This is a genomic window from Pseudomonas sp. NBRC 111130, assembly GCF_001320485.1.
Lineage (GTDB): Bacteria > Pseudomonadota > Gammaproteobacteria > Pseudomonadales > Pseudomonadaceae > Aquipseudomonas > Aquipseudomonas vlassakiae.
The window spans coordinates 1-12,279 of record NZ_BCBG01000073.1; the positions used below are offsets into that span (position 1 = coordinate 1).

At 63.5% G+C, this 12,279-nt stretch carries 9 protein-coding genes; 3 read left to right on the forward strand and 6 right to left on the reverse strand.

Features of this window, described 5'->3' with window-relative positions:
- The 4 genes from pheA to mtnA all read right to left on the reverse strand — a co-directional run.
- Positions 1-959: prephenate dehydratase (gene pheA / locus APH33_RS22030; protein WP_054887169.1), on the reverse strand; the 959-nt coding region annotated here is incomplete at its 3' end.
- Positions 959-2,044 carry a 3-phosphoserine/phosphohydroxythreonine transaminase gene (gene serC / locus APH33_RS22035; protein ID WP_054887178.1) on the reverse strand — a complete coding sequence of 362 codons (1,086 nt, stop codon included), beginning with the start codon at positions 2,042-2,044 and terminating at the stop codon, positions 959-961. The genes serC and pheA, both read right to left, overlap by 1 nt.
- Positions 2,045-2,193: 149 nt before the next feature.
- A complete protein-coding gene (gene gyrA / locus APH33_RS22040) occupies positions 2,194-4,956 on the reverse strand; it encodes a DNA gyrase subunit A (RefSeq protein ID WP_054887170.1) in 2,763 nt (920 codons plus the stop codon).
- Positions 4,957-5,288: 332 nt separating this feature from the next.
- Positions 5,289-6,365 carry an S-methyl-5-thioribose-1-phosphate isomerase gene (mtnA, locus tag APH33_RS22050; protein ID WP_054887172.1) on the reverse strand — a complete coding sequence of 359 codons (1,077 nt, stop codon included), beginning with the start codon at positions 6,363-6,365 and terminating at the stop codon, positions 5,289-5,291.
- A 112-nt stretch (positions 6,366-6,477) separates the two neighbouring features.
- Between mtnA and ubiG the strand changes: the two genes are divergently transcribed.
- The 3 genes from ubiG (at position 6,478) to APH33_RS22065 (ending at position 8,753) form a co-directional block, all read left to right on the forward strand.
- Positions 6,478-7,176, forward strand: coding sequence for a bifunctional 2-polyprenyl-6-hydroxyphenol methylase/3-demethylubiquinol 3-O-methyltransferase UbiG (gene ubiG / locus APH33_RS22055; protein ID WP_054887173.1), 699 nt, complete (start codon positions 6,478-6,480; stop codon positions 7,174-7,176).
- A gap of 2 nt (positions 7,177-7,178) precedes the next feature.
- Positions 7,179-7,850 carry an N-acetylmuramic acid 6-phosphate phosphatase MupP gene (mupP, locus tag APH33_RS22060; RefSeq protein WP_054887174.1) on the forward strand — a complete coding sequence of 224 codons (672 nt, stop codon included), beginning with the start codon at positions 7,179-7,181 and terminating at the stop codon, positions 7,848-7,850.
- 162 nt (positions 7,851-8,012) lie between these two features.
- The gene (locus tag APH33_RS22065; RefSeq protein ID WP_054887175.1) at positions 8,013-8,753 is read left to right on the forward strand and encodes a YciK family oxidoreductase; all 741 of its coding nucleotides are present in this window, start codon (positions 8,013-8,015) and stop codon (positions 8,751-8,753) included.
- Between the two features lie 125 nt (positions 8,754-8,878).
- Here APH33_RS22065 and APH33_RS22070 read toward each other — a convergent pair whose 3' ends face one another.
- A complete protein-coding gene (locus APH33_RS22070) occupies positions 8,879-9,664 on the reverse strand; it encodes a TenA family transcriptional regulator (RefSeq protein ID WP_054887176.1) in 786 nt (261 codons plus the stop codon).
- Between the two features lie 38 nt (positions 9,665-9,702).
- Entirely contained in the window at positions 9,703-12,159 is a 2,457-nt protein-coding gene (locus APH33_RS22075; RefSeq protein ID WP_054887177.1) for an EAL domain-containing protein, read from the reverse strand.
- Positions 12,160-12,279: the final 120 nt, after the last annotated feature.

Consider the following 12,279-nt stretch of genomic DNA (forward strand, 5'->3'; position numbering starts at 1 on the left):
CCGCTGCGCGACGGACGGGTTTCGATACGGGTCAGGTCGATGCCGTTCTCGTGGAAAGGCACCAGCAGTTCATGCAGCGCCCCTGGCTTGTTGCTCATCGAGACGATGATCGAGGTCTTGTCGTCGCCGGTCGGCGGCACTTCTTGCTGACCGATCATCAGGAAGCGCGTGGAGTTGTCCGGGCGGTCCTCGATCTTCTCGGCCAGGCGAGTCAGGCCATACAGGTTGGCCGCCATATCGCCGGCGATCGCCGCCGAATTCCACTCGCCCTTGACCCGCTTGGCCGCCTCGGCGTTGCTCGAAACGGCCACGCGCTCGACATTCGGGTAGTGCGCGTCCAGCCACTTGCGGCACTGGGCCAGGGACTGGGCGTGGGAGTAGATGCGAGTGATGCTGTTGGTCTTGGTGTTCTCGCCCACCAGCAGGTGATGATGGATGCGCAGTTCGACTTCGCCGCAGATCACCATGTCGTGCTCGAGGAAGCTGTCCAGGGTGTGGCTGACCGCACCCTCGGTGGAGTTTTCCACCGGCACCACGCCGAAGTTGACGGCACCGGCCGCCACTTCACGGAACACTTCGTCGATGGCTGCCATCGGGCGGCTGACCACGGCATGGCCGAAATGCTTCATGGCCGCAGCCTGGGTGAAGGTGCCTTCAGGGCCGAGGTAGGCGACCTTGAGCGGCTCTTCCAGGGCCAGGCAGGACGACATGATTTCGCGGAACAGACGCGCCATCTCTTCGTTGCCCAGCGGCCCCTTGTTGCGCTCCATCACGCGCTTGAGCACCGCAGCCTCACGCTCGGGGCGGTAGAACACCGGCTTTTCGCCTTCCGCCAGGGAGGCAGTCTTGACCCGCGCCACTTCTTCGGCGCAGCGGGCGCGATCGCTGATCAGCTCGAGGATCTTCTCGTCAAGGCTGTCGATACGTACGCGCAGGGCTTTGAGTTCCTGTTCGGACATCAGCCGTGCTCCTTCTCGAATTCGGCCATGTAGGCCACCAGGCCTTCTACCGCCTCCAGGCCCAGGGCGTTGTAGATCGAGGCACGCATGCCGCCAACCGAGCGGTGGCCCTTGAGGTTGAGCAGGCCACGGGCGTCGGCGCCGGCGAGGAAAGCCTTGTCCAGGCGCTCGTCAGCCAGGCGGAACGGCACGTTCATCCACGAACGGGCGTTGTGGCTGATCGGGTTGGTGTAGAACTCGCTGGCGTCGATGAAACCGTACAGGCGGTCCTTCTTGGCGCGGTTGCGCTGCTCCATGGCCTCGACGCCACCCTGCTCCTTGAGCCATTCGAACACCAGGCCCGAGAGGTACCAGGAATAAGTAGCCGGGGTGTTGTACATCGAGCCGTTGTCGGCTGCGACCTTGTAGTCGAGCATGGTCGGGCAGCTGCTGCGGGCGCGGCCGATCAGGTCTTCACGAACGATCACCACCACCAGCCCGCTCGGGCCGATGTTCTTCTGCGCGCCGGCGTAGATCATGCCGTACTGCGAAACGTCGATCGGGCGCGAGAGGATGTCGGAAGACATGTCGACCACCAGCGGAACGTCGCCGGTTTCCGGAACCCAGTCGAACTGCAGGCCACCGATGGTCTCGTTGGACGCATAGTGGACGTAAGCGGCGTTCTTGGTCAGCTTCCACTCGTTCTGGCCCGGAATGGCCAGGTAATCGTACGGCTTGGCGCTGGCGGCAACATTGACGGTGCCAAAGCGGCGCGCTTCCTCGATCGCCTTCTTCGACCAGATACCGGTTTCGACGTAGTCGGCAGTGCCGTTTTCCGGCAGCAGGTTCAGCGGAATTTCCGCGAACTGCTGGCTGGCACCGCCCTGCAGGAACAGCACCTTGTAGTTCGAGGGGACGGACAGCAGGTCACGCAGGTCCTGCTCGGCCTTTTCGGCGATGGCCACGTAATCGTCGCTGCGATGGCTCATCTCCATCACCGACAAGCCCTTGCCGTTCCAGTCCAGCATCTCGGCCTGGGCGCGCTGCAACACAGCGTCAGGAAGCGCGGCAGGGCCTGCGCAGAAGTTAAAGGCTCGTTTGCTCACATCCACTCTCGCTCTGCCAAATAGAACAAAATCTTGATTCGGTTGCTACATATCCTGCAGGAACCGTGGTGCCTGCATCGCGAGCTGTGCTCGCTCCTACACAGTCAAACGGGGCGACCTTGGTCGCCCCGCTCGGGTTTCACGCTTGCTTATTCCTGCGGAGCCTCTTCGGCGCCTGCAGCTTCATCATCCGGAGCATCGGCCCCGACGCCTTCTTCGTCCGTCTCGATCACATCATCGAGTTCGTCCTCGGATGGCTCCTGGATACGCTCCAGGCCCACCAGCGTTTCATCGGTGGCCAGCTTGATCAGGGTCACACCCTGGGTGTTACGACCCAGGCTCGACACTTCACCGACCCGCGTACGCACCAGGGTGCCCTGGTCGGAAATCAGCATGATTTCCTCGCCTTCCTGCACCTGGATGGCGCCGATCAGCAAGCCGTTGCGCCCCTTGGTGCCCATGGCGATCACGCCCTGGCCGCCACGCCCGCGACGCGGGAACTTGGACAGCGGGGTGCGCTTGCCGAAGCCACGCTCGGAAGCGGTGAGGATCTGCGCACCGGATTCGGGGATCAGCATCGAAATGATCCGCTGGCCCTTGCCCAGCTTCATGCCCCGTACGCCACGGGCGGTACGGCCCATTTCGCGAACCACGCTCTCGGCGAAGCGGATCACCTTGCCGGCGTCGGAGAACATCATGACTTCCTTGGCGCCGTCGGTGATTGCCGCAGCGATCAGGGTGTCGCCTTCCTTCAGCTTCAGGGCGATCAGGCCGCTGGAGCGTGGGCGGGCGAACTGTGCCAGCGGGGTCTTCTTGACGGTACCGGAGGCAGTGGCCATGAAGATGTAGGCGCCAGTCGGCTCGGCCACCCATTCAGGGGTGTCGCCATCTTCTTCGTCGATTTCTTCCGCCTCGACGATTTCGCCCTCGATGACACCGTCGTCACCGTCTTCCAGCTCTTCTTCAGGGTCGGCGTTCTGCTGCAGGGCCTCGAGGTCGATCTGCAGCATGGCGGTGATGCGCTCACCTTCTTCCAGCGGCAGCAGGTTGACCAGCGGGCGGCCACGGGCAGCGCGCGAGGCTTCAGGGATGTCGTAGGTCTTCAGCCAGTACACCTTGCCCTTGCTGGAGAACAGCAACAGGGTGGCGTGGCTGTTGGCGACCAGCAGGTGCTCGATGTAGTCCTCGTCCTTCACGCCGGTGGCCGACTTGCCCTTGCCGCCGCGGCGCTGGGCCTGGTAGGCGGACAGCGGCTGGGTCTTGGCATAGCCGCCGTGGGAGATGGTCACCACGCGCTCTTCTTCCGGGATCATGTCGCCGTAGTTGAGGTCGTGACGGGCATCGAGGATTTCGGTGCGACGGGCATCGCCGTACTCGGCACGGATCGCTTCGAGTTCTTCGCGGATCACTTCCATCAGGCGCTGGGCGCTGCTGAGGATGCGGATCAGCTCGCCGATCTGCTCGAGAATCTCCTGGTACTCGGCCAGCAGCTTCTCGTGTTCCAGACCGGTCAGGCGGTGCAGGCGCAGGTCGAGGATGGCCTGGGCCTGCTCCGGCGACAGGTAATACTTGCCTTCACGCAGGCCGTACTGCTCCGGCAGGTCTTCAGGGCGGCAGGAATCGGCGCCGGCGCGCTCGACCATGACCTGCACGGCACTGGATTCCCAGGGCGTGGAAACCAGCGCTTCCTTGGCTTCGGACGGCGTCGGCGAGGCCTTGATCAGGGCAATCACCGGGTCGATGTTGGACAGCGCGACCGCCTGGCCTTCAAGGATGTGGCCGCGTTCACGGGCCTTGCGCAGCTCGAACACGGTGCGGCGGGTCACCACTTCGCGGCGGTGACGGACGAACGCTTCGAGCAGGTCCTTGAGGTTGAGCAGACGCGGGCGACCATCAACCAGGGCGACCACGTTGATGCCGAACACGCTCTGCAGCTGGGTCTGCTGGTAGAGGTTGTTGAGCACCACCTCCGGCACCTCGCCGCGGCGCAGCTCGATGACGATGCGCATGCCGTCCTTGTCGGACTCATCGCGCAGCTCTGTGATGCCTTCGATCTTCTTCTCTTTGACCAGCTCGGCGATCTTCTCGATCAGGCGGGCCTTGTTCAGCTGGTATGGCAGCTCGGTGATGACGATCTGCTGGCGGCCACCGACCTTGTCGATGTCTTCGATCTCGGAGCGGGCGCGCATGTAGATGCGGCCACGGCCAGTGCGGTAGGCCTCGATGATGCCCTGGCGACCGTTGATGATACCGGCAGTCGGGAAGTCCGGGCCGGGGATGAACTGCATCAGCTCATCCACGGTGACGTCCGGGTTGTCGATCAGCGCCAGGCAACCATCGATGACTTCACCGAGGTTGTGCGGCGGGATGTTGGTCGCCATACCCACGGCGATACCGCTGGAACCGTTGACCAGCAGGTTGGGGATACGGGTCGGCATGACTGCCGGGATCTGCTCGGTGCCGTCGTAGTTGGGCACCCAGTCGACGGTCTCTTTGTGCAGGTCGGCCAGCAGCTCGTGGGCCAGCTTGGTCATGCGCACTTCGGTGTATCGCATGGCGGCGGCGTTGTCGCCGTCGACCGAACCGAAGTTGCCCTGGCCGTCGACCAGCAGGTAGCGCAGCGAGAACGGCTGGGCCATACGCACGATGGTGTCGTAGACCGCAGTGTCGCCGTGCGGGTGGTACTTACCGATCACGTCACCGACCACACGGGCGGATTTCTTGTACGGCTTGTTCCAGTCGTTGCCCAGTTCGCTCATCGCATAGAGAACGCGACGATGCACGGGCTTCAAGCCATCACGCGCATCGGGCAGCGCTCGCCCGACAATCACGCTCATCGCGTAGTCGAGGTAAGACTGTCTCAGTTCGTCTTCGATATTGACCGGGAGGATTTCTTTGGCCAGTTCGCCCATGAGAAGCCTGATTCCTTTTTCTGGTGAAACTTCGCAGCTCCATCAAGGGCCGAACGAAGCTCGCCGCCGCAACGCATAGGGGTGCGACGACTTACGACAAATCAATGAGTTGTTGCATGGATCTGCGCAATGAAGGCCGCCTTCTTGGGCGGTCCTGGAAACTGCCGGATGTTATCACAAAGGCGGGGCGGTGGGGAGATATGGCAGGTGGCCTCAGGCCGAGGATTTTCGTTGCCCGTGCCGGCCTCTTCGCGGGCTCGCCCGCTGCCACAGAGGACCGCACCTCCCTGTGGGAGCGGGCGAGCCCGCGAAGAGGCCGGTACAGGGAATGATCAATGCAACCGCTTGCGACACATCAGTTGGGCCAGCTTGGCGGTATCCGGCCGCTCGACGATGCCGCGCTCGGTGACGATCACGTCGATCAGGTCGGCCGGGGTCACGTCGAATACCGGGTTGAACGCCTCAACCGGCGGTGCCACACGGGTGCCGGCGTAGTCCAGCAACTCATCGGCCTCACGCTCCTCAAGCGGAATATCCTCACCGGTGGCCAGGTTGAGGTCGATGCTGGTGCTCGGCGCCACCACCATGAAGCGCACGCCGTGGTGCATGGCACTGACGGCCAGCTGGTAAGTGCCGATCTTGCTCGCCACATCGCCATTGGCGGCAATGCAGTCGGCGCCGACCACCACCCAGGTGATGCCCTTGGTCTTCATCAGGTGGGCCAGCGCCGAGTCGGCACACAGCGTCACCGGGATGCCCTCCTTGGCCAGCTCCCAGGCGGTCAGGCGCGAGCCCTGCAGCCAAGGGCGTGTCTCCCCGGCGTACACCCGCTCGACCATCCCCTCCAGATAACCGGCGCGAATCACCCCCAGGGCCGTACCGATACCACCACTGGCCAGGGCGCCGGCGTTGCCGTAGGTCAGCAAGGTCTGCTCGTTGCCCTGATGGCGACGGATCAGCTCGATACCGTGCTGGGCCATGGTCAGGTTGGCTTCGCGGTCACTTTCATGGATGGCGATCGCTTCGGCTTCCAGCGCGGCCAGCACGTCTTCGGCGCCACGCACCCGCAGCAGTCGCTCACGCATGCGGTTCAGCGCCCAGAACAGGTTGGCCGCGGTGGGCCGGGCTTCGGCCAGGCTGAGGAAGTCCTCTTCCAGGTCCATTTCCCAGTCGCCCCCCTGGGCCAGGCGCTCTTCCAGGGCCAGGACCAGGCCATAGGCAGCGGCAATGCCGATGGCAGCGGCGCCACGCACAGCCATGTCGCGGATCGCCGCCGCCACCTGCGCGACATTGTCGCAGGTCAGCCAGCGTTCTTCCGACGGCAGCAGGCGCTGGTCGAGCAGGTGCAGGGCGCCGCCTTGCCAGCGCATCCCGGTCACCTTCTCCGCCGCCAAAAGTCGCTCGCGCATTGCCTCTCCCCGTCGTTCGGATATCAAAAGCCGGCGATTATAGCGACCCTCGGCCGCAGACGCTCGGGTATACTGCGCCCCATTTGAAGTGCAAGTTCCAGAGGATTGTTCAATGAGCAACGTCGACCACGCCGAAATCGCCAAGTTCGAAGCCTTGGCCCACCGCTGGTGGGACCGCGAAAGCGAGTTCAAGCCGCTGCACGACATCAACCCGCTGCGCGTCAACTGGATCGACGAGCGCGTCGGCCTGGCGGGCAAGAAGGTGCTGGACGTTGGCTGCGGCGGTGGCATCCTCAGCGAGGCCATGGCCTTGCGCGGCGCCACCGTCACCGGCATCGACATGGGTGAGGCCCCCCTGGCGGTCGCCCAGCTGCACCAGCTGGAATCGGGCGTCGAGGTCGAATACCGGCAGATCACCGCCGAAGCCCTGGCCGAAGAAATGCCCGAGCAGTTCGACGTGGTCACCTGCCTGGAAATGCTCGAGCACGTACCCGACCCGTCGTCGGTAATCCGCGCCTGCCACCGCATGGTCAAGCCCGGTGGCCAGGTGTTCTTCTCGACCATCAACCGCAACCCGAAGGCCTACCTGCTGGCCATCGTCGGCGCCGAGTACATCCTCAAGATGCTGCCGCGCGGCACCCACGACTTCAAGAAGTTCATCCGCCCGTCCGAGCTCGGCGCGTGGAGCCGTGTCGCCGGCCTCGAGGTCAAGGACATCATCGGCCTGACCTACAACCCGCTGACCAAGCACTACAAGCTCAGCAGCGACGTTGACGTCAACTACATGATCCAGACCCTGCGCGAGGAATGACCATGCGTTTGCGAGCAGTACTCTTCGACATGGACGGCACCCTGCTCGACACGGCGCCGGACTTCATCGCCATTTGCCAGGCCATGCTCGCCGAGCGCGGCCTGCCGGCCATCGATGACCAACGGATCCGCGACGTGATTTCCGGCGGCGCCCGCGCCATGGTTGCGGCCACCTTCGCCATGGACCCCGAGGCCGAAGGCTTCGAGGCCCTGCGCCTGGAGTTCCTCGAGCGCTACCAGCGTGACTGCGCCGTGCACAGCAAGCTGTTCGACGGCATGGGCGAGCTGCTGGCCGACATCGAAAAGGGCAACCTGCTGTGGGGCGTGGTGACCAACAAACCGGTGCGCTTCGCCGAGCCGATCATGCAGCAACTGGGCCTGGCCGAGCGTTCGGCCCTGCTGATCTGCCCGGACCACGTGAAGAACAGCAAACCCGACCCGGAGCCGCTGATCCTCGCGTGCAAGACGCTGGACCTGGACCCGGCCAGCGTGCTGTTCGTCGGCGACGACCTGCGCGACATCGAGTCCGGCCGCGACGCCGGCACCCGCACGGCGGCGGTGCGCTACGGCTATATTCATCCAGAGGACAACCCGAACAACTGGGGCGCCGATGTGGTGGTGGACCACCCGCTGGAACTGCGCAAGGTGATCGACAGCGCCCTGTGCGGCTGTTGATCCATGACGACTGACGGCTGACCCTGTGGGAGCGGGCAAGCCCGCGAAGCAGACACCCCGGTGCCTGGCACGGGCTACGCCCGTGTTCGCGGCGGTTCGACGCCTCGACACGCCCGCTCCCACAGGGATCGCATTCGCCCTCACGATCACAGGGAATATTCAATGTTCGACTACACTGCCCGCCCCGGCCTGCTCGCCGGCCGCGTCATCCTGGTCACCGGCGCCGGCCGCGGCATCGGCGCCGCTGCTGCCAAGGCCTATGCCGCCGTGGGCGCTACCGTGCTGCTGCTGGGCAAGACCGAGGCCAACCTCAACGAGGTCTATGACCAGATCGAGGCCGCCGGCCACCCGCAGCCCGTGGTGATCCCATTCAACCTGGAAACCGCCCTGCCCCATCAGTACGACGAGCTGGCGGTAATGATCGAAGAGCAGTTCGGCCGCCTCGACGGCCTGCTCAACAACGCCTCGATCATCGGCCCGCGCACGCCGCTGGAGCAGCTGTCGGGCGACAATTTCATGCGCGTGATGCACATCAACGTCGACGCCACCTTCATGCTCACCAGCACCTTGTTGCCACTGCTCAAGTTGTCTGAAGATGCCTCGGTGGTGTTCACCTCGAGCAGCGTCGGGCGCAAGGGCCGGGCCTACTGGGGTGCCTACGGGGTGTCGAAGTTCGCCACCGAAGGGCTGATGCAGACCCTGGCCGACGAACTGGAAGGCGTGGCACCAGTGCGCTCCAACAGCATCAACCCCGGCGCTACGCGCACGGCGATGCGGGCCCAGGCGTATCCGAGCGAGAACCCGCAGAACAACCCGCTGCCGGAAGAGATCATGCCGGTCTATCTGTACCTGATGGGGCCGGATAGCAAAGATGTGAACGGGCAGGCGCTCAACGCGCAGTAAGGCTCGAGATTGCCAGGGCTGCCTTGCAGCCCTTTCGCGACACAAGGCCGCTCCTACAGGGGAATGCGATCCGGTGTAGGAGCGGCCTTGTGTCGCGAAAGGGCCGCAAAGCGGCCCCAGAAATTTCAGCCAGCAGCCAAGGCCGGGCGCAGGCGCCCTTGCTGGCGCCCTTCCAGTTGCATGCACCGTTCCAGGAACAGGTACATGCAGTCATAGCTCTTGCAGATGGCCTTGCGCAGTTCGGTGCGCAGCCCCAGGGTCGGGTTCTCGCCCGCCAGCGTGCAGATGATCTCCAGCGCCTCCCAAGGGTGCGCGTCGTCGTACTGGGCATGCATCTTCAACCACTTCATCGCCCGCTTGCGCTGATCTTCCGGGAACCCCATGGCGTAGGTGTCTGCAGCGCAGACCACCGCCGACCACTCGCCCGTCGCCCCTTCGATCGCATAATTGGTCGCCGCCATGGCAATCGCCAGCGACTCGGTGGTGCACACCCGCCAGCACCAGTCGTTCAGCCCGTTCAGTTCTGGCGGTACATCCTGCGCCTGCAGCTCGTGCAGGTGCACGCCATGGGCCTGGCACCAGTTGACCCAGTAGTCGGCATGGTTGAGCTCGACGCGGATGTTACGCATCAGCCAACGCCGCGCCATGTCTTCGCCAGGGTGGCGGGCATAGCGGGTCTTGGTCAGGTTATGGGCCATGTACAAGGAAAACTGCTCGACCACCGGCCAGCCACCGATCAGGTACTGGCGAATGGTCGACTGGCGCAGCTGGCCATCGCGCAGACGCTGGTAGAACTCATGTTCGACCACCCGTCGCTTGCTTTCGCGGCAATCTTCGATCAGTTGCTGGGCCCACTGGGGGTAGCTGGCCGGGTCCATCAAGGGCCCGATACGTACGAATGCATCAATCACTTTTCAGCTCCTTGATCCTTGTGATTTGGCGGACGTGTTCAGCGAAAAGTACCTGGCGCCCGATGCAGCAAGGGCCGCGCAGCAATCCGTTGGCGCTGCAGACTGTCGCAGGTGAACACCTGCGGTCGTTCAATCAGATAGCCCTGGGCGTAATCCACGCCGATCTCCTGCAAGGCCTGCTCGATCAACGGTGTTTCGACGAACTCGGCGATGGTCCGCTTGCCCATGACGTGGCCGATGTGATTGATCACCTCGACCATGGCACGATTGACCGGGTCGTCGAGCATATCTTTGACAAAACTTCCGTCGATCTTCAAGAAGTCGACCGGTAAATGTTTCAAATAGGCAAATGACGACATCCCGGCGCAGAAGTCATCCAGGGAGAACTTGCAACCCAGCCCCTTCAATTCATTGATGAAGCGGATTGCGCTGCCCAGGTTGGCGATGGCGCTGGTCTCGGTGATCTCGAAGCAGACCATGCGCGGCGGAATGGCATATTCGACGAACAACCGCTGCAGATACTCGAGGAACTTGTCGTCGCCGATGCTCGTCCCCGAAAGGTTGATCGCGCACATCGCCAACGGCCCCTCCCGCCCTTCATCCAGGCATTGGCGGATGACCTGGAACACGTTGCGCACCACCCAGCGGTCCAGCGCCGTCATCAGGCCATAGCGCTCGGCGGCCGGGATGAAACTGTCGGGAAGGATGGTGCGACCGCTTTCGTCATGCAGGCGCAGCAGTATCTCGATATGGCCCGGCCCCTCGATGTCTTTCAGCGCGGCGATTTCCTGGCAATAGAGGCAGAAGCGGTTCTCCTCCAGGGCCACGTGCAGGCGCTGGATCCAGGCCATCTCGCCAAAGCGCATGGACAGTTCACTGTCGTCGGCGTGGTACACCTGTACCCGGTTACGGCCCTTTTCCTTGGCCATGTAGCAGGCCATGTCGGCAGCTCGCAACGAGGCCTCCAGCGTGCCCGGCACCTGCGCGATGTGCACCAGGCCGATACTGACGGTGGTCACGAACGGCCTGCCCTTCCACACGAAGTGCAGGCTCTGCACGGCCTGGCGCAAGTTCTCGGCGATGCGCTCGGACTGTTCGGGCGGGCAATTCTCCAGCAGCACACCAAATTCATCGCCGCCCAGGCGCGCCAAGGTGTCACCTTCGCGCAGCCCTGACTGCAGCACCGCGCAAATGTGCCTGAGCAGCTCGTCACCCGCTGCATGGCCACTGGTGTCGTTGACCAGCTTGAACTGGTCGAGGTCGAGGAACATCAGCGAATGCCGCCCGGCCTGGCGCACCAGGCTGTTGAGCGCCTGTTCCAGGCGGTATTCGAATTCGCGACGGTTGGCCAGGCCGGTCAAGGCGTCATGGGTGGCTTGCCAGGACAGGTTGGCGATGTACTGGCGCTCTTGGGTCATGTCGTGCAGCACCAGCACGATGCCCGCCACCTGGTCGTTGTTGATGATCGGCGAACCGACCAGGTTGACCGAGACCGTGCTGCCATCCAGGCGCTGGATCAGTCGGGCATGCTCAGCACCGCCCTTGAGGCTGCCGCTGAGCACCTGCTCGACCAGCGTGCTGCCTTCGCCCTCCTGCTGCTCGTCGAGCAGGCTGAACAACGCCCCCAACGGCAGCCCCAGGGCCTGCCCGGACTGCCAGTGGGTCAACTGCTCGGCAGCCGGGTTCATGTAGCCGATATTACCCTCGACATCGGCGGTGATCACCGCATCACCAATCGCCTCGAGGGTGATCTGCGCCCGCTCCTTCTCCTCCCGCAGGGCATTGGCGAAGGCCTGGCGCTGGGCCAGCAGCTTGCTCGAACGGCGCCAGGCAAAGGTGATGAGGAACAGCGCAGTCAGCAGGTTGGTGACCAGCAGCACCCGCAGCAGCATCCGCGAGCCTTCGCCCAACGCATCGCTGAAGGCCTTGGCGGCCGGCGTGACGCCTTCGTTGATCGCGACGATGCGGGCTTTCCAGTCATCGAGCTGGGCAGCGCTGACCTGCCCCGCAGCAAAACCCGCGTGCATGTCGCTGGCCAGCATATCGAGCTTGATCAGGTAATCATCGCCGATGTTCCAGTAATCGATCGCCGTCTGCATATAGCTGACCTGGCGAAAATTACGGTAGAACCAGATGATCCGGTCGACATCGTCCGGGTGGTTGCCCCCCTGCAGCACAGCCTGACGGGCGCCTTGCAGGTCCGGGCTGGCCTGGTCGAGCAGTTCACGCAGTTCGTGGTCGCCCTGGGGCACGGTCATGACCTGGCGATAGCGCTGATAGGTACGCTCGTCGCGGTCATCGGCATACAGGTTGAGGTAATAGATGGCGTCTTTCTGCGCCTTGGACCAAAGGCTTTCACCGGCGACGTAGGCACGTACCGCCGACAACGCATAAAGGCTGAGGCTACCCAGCAACACCTGGAACACGACAACGGCGATGAAGGGCCAGATGATACCTGCCAACCTAGGCGCTTCTTGTGTGCGATTTCCCTTCATTTAGTCCCTGTCGCAGAGCAGATAAGACTTTGAATCAACCCAGACAAGCACAGCGTAGGCCATTTGCCATCTGAGTGGAGGGGAATTTCACACCTTCATGGATTGTGCTGGATTCTTCGC